A 16,993-nucleotide genomic window follows, 5' to 3' on the forward strand; every position below is an offset into this window, starting at 1 on the left:
GACCGCTGCGCGCAGATCAGGACCGACGTTCAATTCGTGAAGCGGCCAGCCCGTCACTAAGCTAAGTGATCGCGAACGCTAGCAAGGAGCACAAATGGCCGAACGACTCATTCCAGGCGGCACTGCCCCGGACTTCACCCTCAAGGATCACACTGGTCGCGAGGTCAGCCTGGCCTCGTACCGCGGCCGCAATACCGTTATTTATTTCTACCCCGCGGCTTCCACGCCGGCATGTGCCAAGCAAGCCTGCGACTTCCGCGATTCGCTCGCAACCCTTCAGGCTGCCGGTTACGAGGTCCTTGGCATCTCTCCGGACACGGTGAAGGACCTGGAAAAGTTTGTGGCCGAAGAATCACTAACCTTCCCCCTGCTGTCCGACGAAGGGCATCATGTGGCTGAGGCCTACGCGGCTTGGGGCGAAAAGAAGAACTACGGGCGCACCTACCAAGGGCTGATCCGCTCAACGATCGTGGTGGACCCCGACGGCAAGGTGGCCGTGGCCCAGTACAACGTGCGGGCCACCGGCCATGTCGCCAAACTCCGCAGGGACCTCAAACTCGACAAGTAGCCACCGCATCGCCGCATAGGCGCGGCTGGAATGGGTGGCGCGAAACCGCGGGTACAATGGAGGCCGGTATATGACCCGAGCGGGCATCCCTGGATGCCGCTCCGGATACCAACACCAGCGCGAGTGGTGAAATTGGCAGACACGCAGGATTTAGGTTCCTGTGCCTTCGGGCGTGGGGGTTCAAGTCCCCCCTTGCGCACATTCAGGAAGTGCCCCGGTCCTTGGCCGGGGCACTTCCGGTTTCCAGCCGGGACTCAGGGCCCTGAACTAGACTGGACCGCGGTCCGGCTGCCGCGGGCCTCAGCCCGTCCAACTGCCTTGAGGGGACAAGAGTGGTAAGCAGCAAGCTTCGCCGAGTCACGCTACAAATCGGCGCAGGCCTTCTGGCCGTGGCCTTGACCTCGTGCACGGTAAGTCCCGGACCGGCACCGTCGACATCTGCCGCGGGCGGCACCTCGGCAGAGCCGAGCAAGACCTTCAACTTTGGCACCCCGTCGATGCCGCTTGGGCTCGATCCCGCCGTGACGAACGACTCCGAGTCGTATCGCGTCACCCGGCAAGTGATGGAAGGCCTCGTAGGGGTCGACGCGTCCACCGGCCAGCCAACTCCCCTGCTGGCCACCTCTTGGTCGCAAGGGAATGACGGACTTAGCTACGACTTCAAGTTGCGGTCAAAGGTCACCTTCCACGATGGAACCGTCTTTGACGCCGCGGCCGTCTGCAGCAATTTCAACCGTTGGTTCAACTTCCCGGCGGCCGTGCGTCAGCAGGCACCGGGCATCGCATTCAAGAGCGTCTTCAAATCCTTCTCGGACGAACCTTCCCTTTCGCTCTTCAAGAACTGCAAGGTTGTCTCTCCCGACCACGTCCAAATCAATCTGGCCAAGCCCTTCACGGGCTTCCTTCAGGCCTTGACGCTGCCGGCGTTCGCGATGTCGTCCCCGAAAGCGATGACAGACGGCAAGGCCGACGTCCTGGACAAGAAACTGTCCGGTCAGCCGGCATCGGCCTACGCCTCCCACCCCGTGGGCACGGGCCCTTACGTTTTCTCGTCATGGACCCAGAACCGCATCACGCTCAACAGCTACAAGGGCTACTGGGGCGACCGCGGAGAGATAGCCACGGTCAACTTCATTCCGTTTGACTATCCGCAGGCCCGGCTCTCGGCGTTGCTCGCAGGAACCATCGACGGATATGACCTTGTCACCGCCGGCACCTTCGACCAATTGGTCAAGAAGGGCATGCAAATCGTCCAACGGGATCCGTTCTCCGTGATGTACCTGGGGATGAACGAATCCGTGGCGCCCCTCCAGAACCTTGGCGTGCGCCAGGCAATCGAGATGGCCATCGACAAAGACACCCTCATCCACAAGTTCTTCATCGACAACACCTCGCCGGCGACCCAGTTCGTTCCCCCCAAGCTGAGCGGCTTCAACAACAACGCACCGTCCCTGGGATACGACCCGGACAAAGCCAAGCAACTGCTCGCGAAGTCCGGCTACAAAGGCGAGGAACTCAAGTTCTACTACCCGCTCAATGTCACGCGCGCCTACCTTCCCACTCCGGAGAAGATCTACGCGGAGATCAGTGCGGAGCTCACCGCCATCGGGCTGAACATCAAGCCGGTACCCGTGAACTGGGACGACGGCTACCTCCAGAAGGTCCAGTCCCCCGGTGACCATGCGCTCCATTTGCTCGGCTGGAATGGCGCCTACTCGGACCCGGACAACTTCGTGGGCACGCTCTTCGGCGAAAACAACGGCGAGTTCGGCTACAGCGATCCACAGGTGTTCTCAAAGATCGACCGGGCCCGGGGACTCCCCGACGGCGCTGACCGCAACTCCCAGTATCAGACCATCAATGCCCAGATCGCTGCCACCGTCCCTGCGGTACCCATCGCCTTCCCCATCTCGGCGTTGGCCCTTTCCGACCGCGTCGAGAAGTACCCGGCGTCGCCTGTCTTAAACGAAGTTTTTACAAACGTTCGCCTGAAGTCTTGACGTCCCGCCGCAATTTCAGTTATGCGCCCACGCGGGGATATTCTGTGACAGCCAGTGCCGCCGCTATCGGAGATTGATCGTGACCTTCATTTCCAAGACACACCACGCTGACGTCGTCCTTATTGGGGGCGGGATCATGAGCGCAACCCTGGGTGCGTTCATCAAGCAACTCGAACCCAGCTGGACCATCTCCCTCTTTGAGCGACTCGACGAAGCCGGCCTGGAAAGCTCCGGACCGTGGAACAACGCGGGAACCGGGCACGCAGCGCTGTGTGAGCTTAATTACTCACCTGCAGCGAAGGACGGCTCCGTTGACCCGTCCAAGGCCCTCCACATCAACGAGCAATTCCAGCTCTCCCGGCAGTTCTGGTCCCACCTCGTGGACAACAAGTTGATCGGCTCCCCCAAGGGCTTCATCAACACCGTCCCGCATATGAGCTTCGTCATCGGCGACAAGCACGCAGACTTCCTCAAGACCCGCTACGAGGCACTCAAGCCCAACACGCTCTTCCGCAGCATGGAATACACGGAAGACCAGGCACAGATCGCCAAGTGGGCTCCGCTCATCGTCAGGGGCCGCGACGCCAAGCAGCGCGTTGCCGCCACCCGCGCGGCGGAAGGCACCGACGTCGACTTCGGCGCCTTGACCCGCGAACTGACCGGCTACCTCGCTGCCAACGGCGTTGAAGTCAACTATGGCCACGACGTCACCAATGTGAGCAAAGCCTCCGACGGCGGCTGGGACCTTTCGCTCAAGCACCCCGCTTCCGGCGAACACGGCCAGATCCACGCCAAGTTCGTCTTTGTCGGCGCCGGCGGCGGAGCGCTCCACTTGCTCCAGGCATCAGGCATCCCGGAAAGCAAAGGCTACGGCGGTTTCCCGGTTTCCGGGCAGTTCTTCCGCTGCACCGACGAGGCCATTGCCGGCCAGCACAGCGCCAAGGTATACGGCCAGGCCTCCGTGGGTGCCCCGCCCATGTCCGTGCCGCACCTGGATACCCGCTACGTTGGCGGCAAGCGTTCCCTGCTTTTCGGCCCGTACGCCGGCTTCTCCACCAACTTCCTCAAGACGAGCAGCTACCTTGACCTGCCGCTGTCCATCCGCCCCGGCAACATCATCCCGATGCTGGCCGTGGCCAAGGACAACATGGACCTGACTGCGTACCTCATCAAGGAAGTCGCCAAGCGCCACGACGCCAAGGTGGAGTCCCTCCGCGAGTACTACCCCCAGGCCGACGGCGGCAATTGGGAGCTCATCACCGCGGGCCAGCGGGTGCAGATCATCAAGAAGGACTCCAAGAAGGGCGGCGTGCTGCAGTTCGGCACCGAAGTCATCACCGCTCGTGACGGCTCCATCGGGGCACTGCTCGGCGCCTCCCCCGGAGCCTCAACCGCTGTCCCGATCATGATCGAGATGCTCCAGCGGTCCTTCCCGAAGAACTTCAAGGGCTGGCAGTCCAAGCTCAAGGAAATGATGCCAGGCTACGGCGTCAAATTGAACGACAATCCGGACCTTGCCGCCGAGCTGGAATCGAGCACTGCCCGTTCGCTCCAGCTTGAGCCTGCCGACGCCGTTCAGCACTAGCAACCGTCCGGGCTGCGGCCGGTTCGAGACAAGAAACAGACCGTAGATCCCAGGAGACAGTGCAATGTTCCGTCTGGCAAACCTTTCACTGGCGAACAGGGCATTGATTGCGCTGATCACCGTCTTCGCGGCGGTGTTCGGCGTGATCACCATGTCTTCCCTCAAGCAGGAGCTCATCCCCTCGATCGAGTTCCCGCAGATCTCGGTGATCACGGCGATGCCGGGCGCGTCCCCGGAAGTTGTCGACAAGCAACTGAGCCGTCCGCTCGAAGCGGCACTGAACAGCGTCGAGGGCCTGGAATCGACCACGTCGACGTCGCGGAACGGTGTTTCGCAGATCTCCATGGTGTTCACCTACGGTTCAAACCTGGACCGCGCACGCAACCAGATCGATCGCGCCATCTCCAACGCCAAGCGTGTGCTGCCGGCCGACGTCGAGCCCCGGTCTTTTGCCGGCAGCATCAGCGACTTCCCGATCGTGTACCTGGCGGTTTCTTCGGACAAGTCCCTCAGCGAGCTGAACACGGACCTGCAGCGCTTGAGCGTCCCCCGGCTCCAGAAACTGGACGGGGTCCGGAGTGCCGACGTGACGGGCGGGGCCACCCAGCACATCCTGATCCAGCCGAATACCCAGGTCATGGCCGCGAACGGCGCCACGGTTCAGTCGCTCACGAATGCCCTCAAGAACAACGGGACACTGGTCCCCGCCGGAACCATCGAGGACCAAGGCAAGACGCTCTCCCTGCAGATCGGCAGCCCGGTGGACTCGCTCGACGTCATCAAGGGCTTGCCGCTCACCGGGGCGAAGGCCGGAACCACGATCGGCGCGGTTGCCGACGTGAGCATCAAGGACGACGCCGCAACCTCGATTACCCGGACTAACGGGAAGCCGACGCTGGCCCTGTCCATCACGAAGAAGCCCGACGGCGATACCGTCGCCATTTCGCACGCTGTCAAGGATTCCATTCCCCAGATGGAAGCTGAACTCGGGTCCAATGCGCACTTCACGCCAGTGTTCGACCAGGCCCCGTACATCGAGAAATCCATCAAGGACCTCACCACGGAAGGCCTTCTTGGACTTGGCTTCGCGGTGGCAATCATCCTCGCGTTCCTGATGTCCGTACGCTCCACGCTCGTGACGGCGGTATCCATTCCGCTGTCGCTCCTGATCACGTTCATCGGCATATCGGCGACCCACTACTCGCTCAACATCCTCACGCTTGGCGCACTGACCATCGCAATTGGCCGCGTTGTGGACGACTCGATCGTGGTGATCGAGAACATCAAACGGCACCTCAGCTACGGCGAGCACAAGCTCGCGGCCATCCTCAATTCGATCCGGGAAGTTGCCGGGGCCATCACGGCGTCCACCCTCACCACGGTTGCCGTCTTCCTGCCGATCGCCTTTGTGGGCAACCTGGCGGGCGAACTGTTCCGGCCCTTCGCCCTGACGGTGACCATCGCCCTGTTGTCCTCGTTGCTCGTGTCCCTCACCATCGTTCCGGTGCTGGCGTACTGGTTCCTCAAGTCGCCGTCGCAGGCCTCGGCTACAGAGGACGTCCGTGCCGCGGAGGATGCCCGAACCAAGGCGCACGAGGCAGAGCAACGCAGCCGACTGCAGCGCGGCTATCTGCCCATCCTGTCCAAGACCCAGAAGCACCCGGTCATGACGATCGTCGCCGCGGTCCTGGTATTGGGTGGAACAGCTGCCATGTCCCCTCTGCTCGCCACGGACCTGCTCGGCAACTCCGGCCAGAACAGCATGACCGTGCGCCAGGTCCTTCCTGCCGGCACCAGCCTGGAGCAGACCGGCGCCGCCGCCGCGCAGGTGGAATCGGTCCTCCGCGGGATCGACGGAATCAAGGACGTGCAGGTCACGTCGGGCAACGCCCAAACGGGATTCGCCGCCCTCACCTCAAGTGGCGCTTCCAACTCGACTTTCACGGTGGTGACGGACGATAAGGCTGACCAGCAGAAACTGCAGGACACGGTCCGGTCCCGCCTCGCCAGCGCCTCGGCTCCCGGGAAGGTCACTGTTGGTGCGCAGCAAGGCGGCCTGGGCACGTCCTCGAGCGTCGACATCACCATCAATGCTGCCAACTCGGCGGATCTCAAGACGGCAAGCGACGCGGTGGCCAAGGCCATGGACGGCGTGCCCGGGAGTGCCGAGGTAGCCACAAACCTGGATGCCAGCCAGTCGGTGGTGCAGGTGAAGGTTGATCGTGCCAAGGCCGTCGCCGCCGGGCTGAACGAAGAACAAGTTGCCGGCGTCCTGGCGTCCACCGTCAGTCCCGTCCCCGCAGGCACTGTCCGTATCGACACCACGGACTTCCCGGTACAGATCGGCGAAGGCACGCACTTCAGCAGTATCGCCGATGTCAGGGCCATCAATCTCCCGACGCCGGCGGGGCCCGTTCCGCTGTCGAGCATCGCGTCCGTAGACCAGGTGGACACTCCGGTCTCCATCACCAGCAGCAACGGCCAGCGGAGCGCGAAGGTGACCGTCACGCCGTCGGGCTCCAACCTTGGCGCCGTCAGCACGGCAGTCGGCGACCGGCTGGCCTCGGTGCAGCTGCCTGCGGGCGTTACCGCCACGATCGGCGGCGCCACGACGCAGCAGGCGGACTCGTTCCGCCAGCTCGGCCTCGCGCTACTAGCCGCTGTCGCCATTGTCTATGTCATCATGGTGGCCGCGTTCAAGTCCCTCATCCAACCCCTCATCCTGTTGGTCTCCGTGCCTTTTGCGGCGACCGGCGCCATCGCTTTGCTCCTGGTCACGGGCGTTCCTCTCGGACTACCTTCCCTGATCGGCATGCTGATGTTGGTGGGAATTGTCGTGACCAATGCGATCGTCCTGATCGACCTCATCAACCAGTACCGCAAACCACACGATGGCAGCCCCGGAATGAGTGTGGCGGATGCCATCACGCACGGCGCCAGGCAGCGGCTACGTCCTATCCTCATGACGGCGCTTGCTACCGTATTCGCCCTGACGCCCATGGCTTTGGGCCTCACGGGAGGCGGCGGGTTCATTTCCCGGCCCCTCGCGATTGTGGTCATCGGCGGCCTTGTTTCGTCCACAGCTTTGACGCTCGTCCTTGTGCCCGTGCTCTACAAACTGGTCGAAGGCCGGCGGGAGAAGAAGTCGCTGCTCAAGGCACTCATGCAACGCCCCGACGTCGCGAAGGATGGTATCGCCGGACACGGCGAGGGCGAGCACGCGGACTGGACCACCGGAATGATCCCGAAAGTCACCGGCCGCCGGTCTGCCTCCAGCCCCGCCGAGTAGGGCGATACACCGGGAACAAAATGATGCCGTACCCTGTTGCAGGCAGTGATACATGCAAATGCATCTATTTTGGGATAGACTGTTGGCAGAGCCCGCACACCAATCGGGCAGGCAGAAAGGCACATCATGGAGATCGGCGTATTCAGCGTCAGCGACATCACCACTGACCCCACCACGGGCCACACCCCCACGGAGAACGAACGCATCAAGGCCGCCGTGGCGATCGCAAAGAAGGTCGAAGAGATCGGCATGGACGTCTATGCGATCGGCGAGCACCACAACCGCCCCTTCTTCTCATCGTCACCCACCACCACACTGGCCTACATCGCAGCACAGACTGAGCGCATCACGCTGTCAACGTCAACGACGCTCATCACCACGAACGATCCCGTCAAGATCGCCGAAGACTTCGCGATGCTCCAGCACCTCGCGGATGGCCGCGTGGACCTCATCATGGGCCGCGGCAACACCGCCCCCGTCTACCCCTGGTTCGGCAAGAACATCCAGGACGGGATCGAACTCGCGGTGGAGAACTATTCCCTGCTCCGCCGGCTCTGGGATGAGGACACCGTCAATTGGAGCGGCAAGTACCGCACGCCGCTGCAGAACTTCACCTCCACGCCCCGCCCGCTTGACGGCGTCGCGCCCTTCGTCTGGCACGGCTCCATCCGCAGCCCGCAGATCGCGGAACTCGCCGCGTACTACGGCGACGGCTTCTTCGCCAACAACATCTTCTGGCCCAAAGAGCACTACCAGCAGCTGATCGGACTGTACCGCGAACGCTACGAGCACTACGGGCACGGCAACGCTGACCAGGCCATCGTGGGACTCGGCGGGCAGTTCTTCATGCGCAAGAACTCCCAGGACGCCGTGAAGGAATTCCGCCCCTACTTCGACAATGCACCGGTGTACGGCCACGGACCCTCGCTCGAGGACTTCACGTCCCAGACGCCCCTGACCGTTGGCAGTCCGCAGGAAGTCATCGAAAAGACCCTGACTTTCCGCGAGTACTTCGGCGACTACCAGCGCCAACTGTTCCTTGTGGACCACGCGGGCCTGCCGCTCAAGACCGTCCTGGAGCAGCTGGACCTCTTCGGCGAAGAAGTCCTGCCGGTCCTGCGCAAGGAATTCGAGGACCGCAAGCCGGCCCACGTGCCTGACGCACCCACCCATGGATCCCGGGTGGCAGCATCCGTCATCGCCTCGGCCAAGGACGACGCAGCCGATGCTGTCAGTGGCGGCATAGGGCGGACCCCGTGACCACCGCGGCACCCACCTCGTCCGCCGTGCGCCTCGCCGCCGAAACCTGGGAGTCCTTGTTCCGCTCCCAGGTGGCGGTGATGCGCCGCCTCCAGGCCGGGCAGGCATTCAAGAAGCTGCCCATCCGGGAGTACGACGTCCTGTTCACTCTTTCCCGTTGCCCCACGGGCAAGCTGCGGCTGAACGAGATCAACGATCACGTCCTGCTCAGCCAATCCAGCCTGAGCCGGCTGGTTGACAGGTTGGAGAAGCGCGGTCTCGTGGAGCGCAGCATCGCCCCCGACGACGGGCGCGGGATCCTGCTGGGGCTTACCGCGGCCGGGCAGGAACTTCAGAAAGAGATCGGCCGCGAGCACATCCGCGACATCGCTGAACTAGTGACCCCGGCCCTGACAGCCGAAGAGCAGCGTGAGCTGCTTCGCCTGACGGAAAAGCTGCAAGCGTTCGTCGCACACAAGCAACCGCGCGAAGGCTAGCGGAGGACGACGAGCTTTGCCGGATCCTCATCCGGCAGCTCGTCGGCCACTATCGCGGTGACCTTCAGGCTCTTCAAGGACAAGCTGCCGCCCACCGTGGACAGGAACGCGGTGTCCGAGGAATCGCGTCCGGCCGTGATGCGCAGCATGGATTCGCGCGGAGCCAGGCCGGTGGGATCGATCACGTACCAGGTTCCGTCGATGTGGGCCTCAGCCACGGCATGGAAGTCCATGGGGCTCAACCCGGGAGCATACACCGCGGCGAGACGGGCGGGGATGTCCTTGGAGCGCAGGAGGGCAATGGCAAGGTGGGCGAAGTCCCGGCAAACACCTTTGCGGTGCAGGAGCGTTTCCACTGCGCCGTCCGTCCCCCGCGAGGAACCACTGACGTAACGGAGCTCGTTGTGGACCCAGTTCCGGACTGCCTGCAACAGCTCCTCGCCGTGCAGCCCGCCGAACTCGGCGTACGACGTCGGAAGAAGCCGATCGGACTCGGCATAGCGGCTGGGCCGGACATAACGGATGAGCTCCATCCGGGAGGACTCATCGGGGACACCCAAGCCCTCCACCGAGGCGCGGTAATCAACAGTTACCTCGCTGGGTTCGTCGAACTCCATGTACTGGAAACGTCCACCGTGATGGTCCGTCAGCTCGGTGAGCGGAACAGCTTCGCCTTCCACCGTGACTGACAGCTCTTCGGTCAATGATTCATAGCCAGGATTGCTGGCCACGGCTATTGCCATGGCCACCTTGGTGTTGGCTACGGTCTTGAAAACGAGCTGGGCAGCAACGTTGCGTTCCATGGATCTCCGGAGTGTTGCGGCTGGACAACCCATTAAATATGCAGAGTTGGCGCCGACGAGTGCGTCTGTCAATCGTGGTTCTACAGATTGACCTTCAGAGACAATAGCATCCGCTGGACGTTGGCGAATTCCGAACTCTGGTCAACGTACTTGGCCGCTTGGTCCAAGGTGTCAAAGGACTTCGCGGGAGCAACAACCTCGTCCGTGGCGAAGGCATGCACGGCTTGCATGTCCCCGAAGTAGTAGTTGCCCTTTCCGGCGGGTCCCACCACAAGGTTCCGCAACTGGCAGGCCTGGCCATCAGTGCCGGCCACCAAGTTGGTGATTCCGTATGAACCGAAGAATTTGTAGCCTTGGATGACCCGGAACACCACGTGCGGGGGGATCATGGAATCACCGTCGGCATGGGGCAGGTCTATGGGCACGCTGCTGACCACCGTGTAGGGGCGCTTGGCGGCCGGATTGCAGTCTGCCGGACTCGCCGAGGGCAGTCCCGTGTGCAGGGTCGCAAGATAGCCGCCCTTGGCGTCTTTGACCTCGATCTTCAGTGCGCCCGGCATGGAACCGGCGTCGGGCGTCACCGATTGCGCAATCCAGTCACTCGGAAGATCAAAGCTGACCTTCTTGGCCGGATCCGAGTATGTCTTCCACGCCGAGGCGGTCGCCCCCGCCGTCGCGGTACTGCCGGCAGAGGGGCTCCCAGTGGAACTGCCCGACGGCGGTGCCGTACCCGAGCCCGACGGCGTCGCGCTCCCTGGTGCCGCACTGTTGGACCCGGCCGTCCATACAGGTCCGCCCTTGCCCTCGGAACTACAGCCAGCCGTGGCGACCACGATGAGGGCACCGAGGACGGCGACTGAAAACTTCAACGGGATCCGCTTTGCTCTCATGCGCACCAGCCTAGCGGCGCCGAGCCACCGCCTGCCTGTCTCGATCGGCGTTTCGCACGTGAAACCCAACCGATGCACTTGCGGCGCCGCTTCGGCCCGCATCGTAGGGCTAGGCTGGACGCATGGCCCCCGATCAGCTTGATGAGGACGAAAACAATGTGGCGGACATCTCCGCGGTGGACATCGCGGACTGGCGTTTGCGGACGTTTGCCTTGTATGACGACGTGCGTAAGATCGCGATGGACGACCCCTTCCAAGCCCATGTCTACTGGCGCCAGGAACGGGACCGCATGTTCGGAACCCACCCGGCCTCGGCACTGACTCCCGCCAGCAAGCGATCTTTCTCGGGCCTGCGCACTGCGGACTACGATTCCCGGTTTCGCCGTTACGCTTCCCTTTCTCCGGAAGGCGCGGGCCAGGAGATGAACGTCCAGACCGGAACCGACGGCGTGGTGCCGTTTGTCCGCCTCGGCACCTTCGACCTCGACGAGCTCGGCTCGCTGGCCGTGTGGCGCCTGCGCAGCTACGGCGGCGGCATCTTCGTGCCCTTCCGCGACGCCACGGCCGGCAAACGCGGAGGAAGCTACGGCGCCGGCCGCTATTTGCTGGACACCATCAAGGGAGCCTTCCACGGCCTTCGCGGATCCGGGCAACAAGAGTTCGTGCTCGACTTCAATTTCGCCTACAACCCGTCCTGCGCATACAACGAGGCCTGGGCCTGCCCCCTGGCCGGTCCGGCGAATCGCCTGGCCGCGGACATCCCCGTGGGGGAACTCTACCTGCCCGTCTAAACCGTTCCGTCTCAATAGGGGCAAGGACGTAGGATGTCTTCATGACTTCCACACGTGCTCACCGGATCGCCCGGGTCCGCCCGCTCTCCCCCGCCTCGCCGGACGAACACTTCTTCGTTGCGAACGACGCCGCCGACTTCGCCTCCGCACAAGGCCGGAACTGGACTGTAGTGGACAGCCCGTTCCCCGGCTCGTCGGCAAACAGCAGCAGTGCCGGGCGACCCGGGTGGGTTAGGGGCACCGAGGTTTCCGAGGAAGCGTTCACGTTCCTTGCGCCGTCTGTGCCCGCCAACGTGTTCGGCATGGCGCACAACACCGGGCAGCCGGGCCGGGATCTGCCCGCGCAGGCGTTCCACAAAGCCGCCACAAGTGTCATCGGACCGGGCGACGCCATCGAACTGGCCTCGGATGTCGGTTACGTGGACCCCGAAGCGGAACTGACCGTCGTCGTCGGGCGAAAGGTCCGCGGGCTCACGCTCGACAATGCGCGCGACGCGATCCTCGGTTTCACGATCGGCAACGACGTCTCGGCGCGGGACCTGCAAAAGACCGACGAACTATGGATCAGCGCGAAAAGCCAGGACACCTTCACTCCTGCGGGACCGTGGATCGTCACCGACCTCGCTGAGGGCGACCTTTCAATCGGTATCGTGCACAACGGCAAGGAATTGCGGACGGCCAGCACGGCCGACCTCGGATGGAAAGTGGACGAGATCCTTGTCTACCTCACTTCGTTCATGACCTTGCACCCCGGAGACCTGGTCCTCACAGGCTTCCCGGCCGAGTGCGCCAGGATCGAGCCCGGAGACCTTGTGACCTGCCGGGTTGAGGGCATTGGAGAGCTCAGCAACCCCGTCATCGCAGCATCTTGGGAGAAATTTCCCAGCTTGATATGACAGGCTTGAGCCATGGAGCCTCCTGCCGTGCCGGCAATTGAGACGCGGCAGACGTCCCCTTCCAGGCCAAATACAAGCAAGCGCCGCAAAGGCGTGCTGCGCTATCCGGTTGTCAGGCAACTCATCCGTTTCACCGGCGTCGGTATCATCTGCACCGTCACCTCGCTGGCGCTGTATGCTCTGTTCCGGCCGTGGATAGGACCCCAACCTGCCAACGCCGCAGCACTGATCATCACCTCGCTCATGAACACGGCCCTGAACCGGCGGCTGACCTTCAAGATCAGCGGCAACCGGAAGAGAGCCCGGGACCACCTCAACGGGCTGATCGTGATCGCCGTGGCACTGGTCATCACCGGCGGGAGCCTGGGCGTGCTGCACGCGTTCCGGCCCGAGGCCACCCTCGAGGAGGACCTCTGGACCACAACGCTGTCCGGATTCGTCGCGACGGCGGTGCGGTTCACGATGCTGCGGCACTGGATTTTCCGCCGGGCCCGCCACGTTTGATTCCCAACTGGCTCGCATTTAATGTCGTTTTGAGGGCTCAAAACGACATTAAATGCGAGCCAGTTGGGCTCGGGACGGTCAGCGGCGACCGAGCCCCTGAACGCTCCCGACGGCGGCAGCCACGGCTTCCGCGGCTTGCTCCAGTTCCGCTGACGTCACCGTGGAGTCGAAGCTGAAACGGACCGCAGTGTGGGCCACCTCGGGCTCGATTCCCAAGGCCAGCAGGACCGGCGAGGGAGCGTCGGATCCAGCGGCGCAGGCCGATCCGCTCGAGCACACCACGCCAAGCCGCTCAAGCTCAAGCAAGACCGACTCCCCGCTCGTGCCAGGGAAGCAGAAGGACGCGACCGACGGCAAGCGCTGCGACGGGTGGCCGGTCAGCACAGCACCGGGCACGGCGTCAAGGACAGCGCGGATGAAGGCATCCCGCAATTCCGAGACACGCCCGGCCAGTTCCGACTGCGCTGCATGGGCAAGAGTCAGTGCCGTGGCTAGCGCAACCGCACCCGCAACGTTTTCGGTCCCGGAGCGCCTCCCGCGCTCCTGGCCGCCGCCATGGACCAGCGGTTCAAGGCGCAGCCTTCCCTTGGCGTAGAGCACGCCGCTGCCCTTCGGCGCGCCAAGCTTGTGGCCCGAGATACTCAGGGCGTCTACTCCGAGTTCCTTGACGCTTATGGCTAGCCAGCCCGCGGCCTGGACGGCGTCCGTATGGAACGGCACGCCATGTTCCGCAGCCACCTCCGCGAGTTGGAGCACGGGCTGCACCGTCCCGATCTCGTTGTTCGCATACATGATGCTGACGAGGGCTGTCTCCGGACCCAGCACAGCCCGGAGCGCCTCGGCCGTCACCACGCCGTGCCGGTCCACGGGGACCACGTCCACCTCGAACCCATGGACGCGTTGCAGATAGAGCGCGGATTCTTCGACGGCGGGGTGCTCGATGGCGCTGATGACAACTCGGTTCAGGGCAGGGTCCGCCGCACGTCTCGCGAGGGCGATTCCTTTGACTGCCAGGTTGTCCGCCTCGGTGCCGCCGGATGTGAAGGTGATCTCGCCGGGCCGGCAACCCAAGGCTTTCGCAACCGCCGCCCGTGCACCCGACAACGCGTTCGCAGCAGCTTCGCCGAGGCTGTGATGGCTTGAGGGATTGCCGAACTCGCCCGTCAGATACGGCCACATCGCTTCGAGGACTTCCCTGCGGACGGGTGTCGTCGCCGCGGCGTCGAGGAAGATCATGGCCTCAGCCGAGACCCAGGGAAGGGTCCGGTGTCACGTCGAGTGTCACATCCAGGCCCAGGTCCAGCGCGTTGACGCTGTGCGTGAGTCCACCGATGGAAATGACATCGACCCCCGCGGCGGCGATGTCCGCCACGGTGTTGATGTTGACGTTGCCGCTCGCCTCGACGACGGCGCGGCCAGCCACCTGCTTCACACCGGCGCGGAGCTCCTCAAGGGAAAAGTTGTCCAGCATGATCGTGTCGACACCGGCAGCCAGCACAGGTTCGATCTGCTCGGCATTGTCCACTTCCACTTCGAAGTGCGTGGTGTGGCCCAGCTGGGCTTTGGCGGCCTTGAGCAGTGCGGTGAGCTTGGCGGAGTCCCCACCGGTCATCACGGCCAGGTGGTTGTCCTTGGCCAGAACGGCATCGGACAGACTATAGCGGTGGTTGGCTCCCCCGCCGCAGCGTACGGCGTAGCGTTCCAATACCCGCAGCCCGGGGGTTGTCTTCCTCGTGTCTGTAATACGGGCTTTGGTGCCGTCGACCAGCTTGACGAACTCGGCGGTCTTGGTGGCAATGGCGCTCATGCGCTGGGCAAGGTTGAGCCCGACGCGTTCGGCGAGCAGCACCGAGCGGGCGCGGCCGCTGACCCGCGCGAGGTGGGTTCCGGCGTCGAACGCTTCACCGTCCGTGAGCAGCAGCTCCACTTCGGTGTCCGGGTCGACGAGCAGCATGGCGTCGCGGAACACCGTGCCGCCGCTGAAGACCCCCGGAACCCGGGCATTAAGCACGGCGGTGGCCCGGGCTTCCGCGGGAATGAGCAACTGCGAGGTGATGTCGCCGCTCGGCGCGTCCTCCGCGAAAGCCCGCTCCAAAATGTCCCGGACGGGTGCTGCGGGGAGGGTCAGGCTAGTCATTGACGAGGCTCGCTTTCCGGCGGATCGTGTATCTCTGAACAATTTCTTCGCGATGGGTTTCGACGGCGTCACTCCGATAATGCGCCCCGAGGGACCCCCGCCGCGCCCCCGCAGCCTGCACCAACAACTGCGCGGCAAGGAGCAAATTAGCATCCTCGTGCACGCACGGATCCGCAGAATCCTGCGCATTCTCAGGAAGCACGACGTCGGCCCAAGCGTCGAGCGACTCAGCAGCCTCCCGCAGCAACCCCCCGGTCCGAAGCACCCCCGCCTTGGCAGTCATAAGCCGCCGAAGCGCGGTCCGGCTGAAGGGCTCGGGGACCAGCTCGGGCTGCCACGCGAGGGCCCCGGCCGGCTCGGTGACCAGCTCAGGCTGCCACGCGGTGAGACGGCTTTCGTCTGACGGTGTCCCGGCAGCGTGCGTAAAAGCGAGGCCGCCCGCGGCCGAGTTAGCACGCAGAGGGATGCCGTCAGGCGACGCCAAAGGTGACCCGGCGGTGGAGTCAGCAACGAAAGCCTCGACAGCCCGCCGCCCGAACACAAGCCCTTCGAGCAAGGAGTTGCTGGCCAAACGGTTCGCGCCTTGGACCCCGGTGCAAGCAACTTCACCGGCGGCAAGCAACCCGGGAACGGAAGTACGGCCGAACAGATCGGTAACTACGCCACCCATCCAGTAGTGGGCGGCAGGGGCAACCGGAACGGGTTCGATGGTCCAGTCGATGCCGGCTTCGCGGGTCCGGGCGCTAAGCGTGGGGAAGCGCTTCTCAAGGAAGCCGTCCCCCTTGTTCGCTTCCACGACCCGGGCGTCAAGGAAGACGTGGCCATTCGGATCACCAAGCGAAGCCAGGTGGAGGGCGATGCTGCGGGAGACGACGTCGCGCGGCGCCAGTTCGGCGTCCGGGTGGTAGCTCGGCATGAATCGCTGGCCATTCGCGTCCACCAGGATGGCGCCTTCGCCGCGGACCGCTTCGGAAATGAGGAGCGGATCGGCGCCGAGGGGAGCTGGTCCTGAGGCAGCAGGGAGGACCATGCTCGTGGGGTGGAATTGGAAGAACTCCAGGTCTGCGAGCTCGGCGCCTGCCCGCCATGCGAGCGCGAGTCCGTCTGCCGTTGCCACCGAGGGATTGGTGGTCTGGGCAAACAGCTGCCCCGCCCCGCCGGTGGCCAGCAGCACGGCATCGCCGAATACGCTCTCGAGGCGGCCGTTGCGCAGGAATTCGACGCCTGTCACGCGCCCTTCGGACTGGATCAGGGACGTCGCCTGGGCATGTCCCACCACCTGGATCTTCCCGGCGTCCTGCGCGTCGAGGACCGACAGGATGAGTGCGTTGGCGACCCCGGCACCGGTGGCGTCTCCGCCGGTGTGCAGGATCCTCGGCGCGGAGTGGGCGGCTTCGAGACCCAAGGCGGGATCGCCGTCGTCGTCCGCGTCGAATCGGACACCGAAACGCTCGAGCCCCATGATGTCGAGCCGCGCTTCGGTGCACAGTACCCGCGCGGCCTCCTCATTGCAGTGGCCCGCGCCGGCCTTGAGGGTGTCCGCGATGTGCGCGGCGACGGTATCCCCGGGGGCGGGCTCGTCCAGCACTGCCGAAATCCCGCCCTGGGCGAAGAAGGTGTTGCTGTCCGCCAGCGCGCCTTTGCTGAGCAGGAAGACGTCCGCACCGGCATCGGCGGCCAGCAACGCGGAGTAGAGGCCTGCGATACCGCTTCCGACGACGACGAGCCGCCGCCGCGCCGGAGCACCGGGAATGCGTTCTGCAGTCATGTGAGGCTCGATTCGACTGGTTGGTA

The 16,993-nt window shown here is 64.1% G+C and carries 14 protein-coding genes and 1 tRNA gene; 10 read left to right on the forward strand and 5 right to left on the reverse strand.

Annotated elements, in window-relative coordinates; genetic code table 11:
- The first annotated feature begins 94 nt into the window (after window positions 1-94).
- The 7 genes from bcp to AC4CS3_RS00430 all read left to right on the forward strand — a co-directional run bounded on the left by bcp (window position 95) and on the right by AC4CS3_RS00430 (window position 9,178).
- A complete protein-coding gene (gene bcp / locus AC4CS3_RS00400) occupies window positions 95-568 on the forward strand; it encodes a thioredoxin-dependent thiol peroxidase (protein ID WP_490781739.1) in 474 nt (157 codons plus the stop codon).
- A 117-nt stretch (window positions 569-685) separates the two neighbouring features.
- Window positions 686-767, forward strand: a tRNA-Leu gene (locus AC4CS3_RS00405).
- A 133-nt stretch (window positions 768-900) separates the two neighbouring features.
- Complete coding sequence (locus tag AC4CS3_RS00410) at window positions 901-2,568, forward strand: ABC transporter substrate-binding protein (RefSeq protein WP_490781740.1); 1,668 nt, start codon at window positions 901-903, stop codon at window positions 2,566-2,568.
- A gap of 79 nt (window positions 2,569-2,647) precedes the next feature.
- Complete coding sequence (locus tag AC4CS3_RS00415) at window positions 2,648-4,153, forward strand: malate:quinone oxidoreductase (RefSeq protein WP_490781741.1); 1,506 nt, start codon at window positions 2,648-2,650, stop codon at window positions 4,151-4,153.
- Between the two features lie 64 nt (window positions 4,154-4,217).
- Entirely contained in the window at window positions 4,218-7,442 is a 3,225-nt protein-coding gene (locus AC4CS3_RS00420; protein ID WP_490781742.1) for an efflux RND transporter permease subunit, read from the forward strand.
- A gap of 126 nt (window positions 7,443-7,568) precedes the next feature.
- A complete protein-coding gene (locus AC4CS3_RS00425) occupies window positions 7,569-8,702 on the forward strand; it encodes an LLM class flavin-dependent oxidoreductase (protein WP_490781743.1) in 1,134 nt (377 codons plus the stop codon).
- Window positions 8,699-9,178: a MarR family winged helix-turn-helix transcriptional regulator gene (locus AC4CS3_RS00430; protein ID WP_490781744.1), complete on the forward strand. Its 480-nt coding sequence runs from the start codon at window positions 8,699-8,701 to the stop codon at window positions 9,176-9,178. The genes AC4CS3_RS00425 and AC4CS3_RS00430 overlap by 4 nt, the downstream gene beginning before the upstream one ends.
- Here the strand turns inward: AC4CS3_RS00430 and AC4CS3_RS00435 are convergent.
- Window positions 9,175-9,981, reverse strand: coding sequence for a transglutaminase-like domain-containing protein (locus AC4CS3_RS00435; RefSeq protein WP_490781745.1), 807 nt, complete (start codon window positions 9,979-9,981; stop codon window positions 9,175-9,177). The genes AC4CS3_RS00430 and AC4CS3_RS00435 overlap by 4 nt on opposite strands.
- 80 nt (window positions 9,982-10,061) lie before the next feature.
- Window positions 10,062-10,871, reverse strand: coding sequence for a hypothetical protein (locus AC4CS3_RS00440; protein WP_490781746.1), 810 nt, complete (start codon window positions 10,869-10,871; stop codon window positions 10,062-10,064).
- Between the two features lie 122 nt (window positions 10,872-10,993).
- Between AC4CS3_RS00440 and AC4CS3_RS00445 the strand changes: the two genes are divergently transcribed.
- Genes AC4CS3_RS00445 through AC4CS3_RS00455 form a run of 3 tightly spaced genes read left to right on the forward strand, consistent with a single transcriptional unit; the run spans window position 10,994 to window position 13,062 of the window.
- Window positions 10,994-11,662, forward strand: coding sequence for a DUF1684 domain-containing protein (locus tag AC4CS3_RS00445; protein WP_490781747.1), 669 nt, complete (start codon window positions 10,994-10,996; stop codon window positions 11,660-11,662).
- A 41-nt stretch (window positions 11,663-11,703) separates the two neighbouring features.
- Window positions 11,704-12,558 (forward strand): fumarylacetoacetate hydrolase family protein, encoded by an 855-nt coding sequence (locus AC4CS3_RS00450; RefSeq protein WP_490781748.1) that lies wholly within the window; start codon window positions 11,704-11,706, stop codon window positions 12,556-12,558.
- 12 nt (window positions 12,559-12,570) lie between these two features.
- Complete coding sequence (locus tag AC4CS3_RS00455; RefSeq protein WP_490781749.1) at window positions 12,571-13,062, forward strand: GtrA family protein; 492 nt, start codon at window positions 12,571-12,573, stop codon at window positions 13,060-13,062.
- 78 nt (window positions 13,063-13,140) lie between these two features.
- On the opposite strand, the gene AC4CS3_RS00460 is transcribed toward AC4CS3_RS00455, so the two are convergent.
- Genes AC4CS3_RS00460 through nadB form a run of 3 tightly spaced genes read right to left on the reverse strand, consistent with a single transcriptional unit; the run spans window position 13,141 to window position 16,967 of the window.
- Complete coding sequence (locus tag AC4CS3_RS00460) at window positions 13,141-14,298, reverse strand: cysteine desulfurase family protein (RefSeq protein ID WP_490781750.1); 1,158 nt, start codon at window positions 14,296-14,298, stop codon at window positions 13,141-13,143.
- A 4-nt stretch (window positions 14,299-14,302) separates the two neighbouring features.
- Window positions 14,303-15,199 carry a carboxylating nicotinate-nucleotide diphosphorylase gene (gene nadC, locus AC4CS3_RS00465; RefSeq protein ID WP_490781751.1) on the reverse strand — a complete coding sequence of 299 codons (897 nt, stop codon included), beginning with the start codon at window positions 15,197-15,199 and terminating at the stop codon, window positions 14,303-14,305.
- A complete protein-coding gene (gene nadB, locus AC4CS3_RS00470) occupies window positions 15,192-16,967 on the reverse strand; it encodes an L-aspartate oxidase (RefSeq protein WP_490781752.1) in 1,776 nt (591 codons plus the stop codon). The genes nadC and nadB overlap by 8 nt, the downstream gene beginning before the upstream one ends.
- Between the last annotated feature and the right edge of the window lie 26 nt (window positions 16,968-16,993).

This window comes from Arthrobacter sp. SE2 (assembly GCF_058244265.1).

What these genes read in the sequence shown, in the direction of transcription:
- nadB (WP_490781752.1), bottom strand. Translation starts at nt 16,967, where the DNA reads ATGACTGCAGAACGCATTCCCGGTGCTCCGGCGCGGCGGCGGCTCGTC.
- AC4CS3_RS00425 (WP_490781743.1), top strand. Translation starts at nt 7,569, where the DNA reads ATGGAGATCGGCGTATTCAGCGTCAGCGACATCACCACTGACCCCACC.
- AC4CS3_RS00435 (WP_490781745.1), bottom strand. Translation starts at nt 9,981, where the DNA reads ATGGAACGCAACGTTGCTGCCCAGCTCGTTTTCAAGACCGTAGCCAAC.
- AC4CS3_RS00460 (WP_490781750.1), bottom strand. Translation starts at nt 14,298, where the DNA reads ATGATCTTCCTCGACGCCGCGGCGACGACACCCGTCCGCAGGGAAGTC.
- AC4CS3_RS00455 (WP_490781749.1), top strand. Translation starts at nt 12,571, where the DNA reads ATGGAGCCTCCTGCCGTGCCGGCAATTGAGACGCGGCAGACGTCCCCT.
- nadC (WP_490781751.1), bottom strand. Translation starts at nt 15,199, where the DNA reads ATGACTAGCCTGACCCTCCCCGCAGCACCCGTCCGGGACATTTTGGAG.
- AC4CS3_RS00445 (WP_490781747.1), top strand. Translation starts at nt 10,994, where the DNA reads ATGGCCCCCGATCAGCTTGATGAGGACGAAAACAATGTGGCGGACATC.
- AC4CS3_RS00420 (WP_490781742.1), top strand. Translation starts at nt 4,218, where the DNA reads ATGTTCCGTCTGGCAAACCTTTCACTGGCGAACAGGGCATTGATTGCG.
- bcp (WP_490781739.1), top strand. Translation starts at nt 95, where the DNA reads ATGGCCGAACGACTCATTCCAGGCGGCACTGCCCCGGACTTCACCCTC.
- AC4CS3_RS00440 (WP_490781746.1), bottom strand. Translation starts at nt 10,871, where the DNA reads ATGAGAGCAAAGCGGATCCCGTTGAAGTTTTCAGTCGCCGTCCTCGGT.
- AC4CS3_RS00450 (WP_490781748.1), top strand. Translation starts at nt 11,704, where the DNA reads ATGACTTCCACACGTGCTCACCGGATCGCCCGGGTCCGCCCGCTCTCC.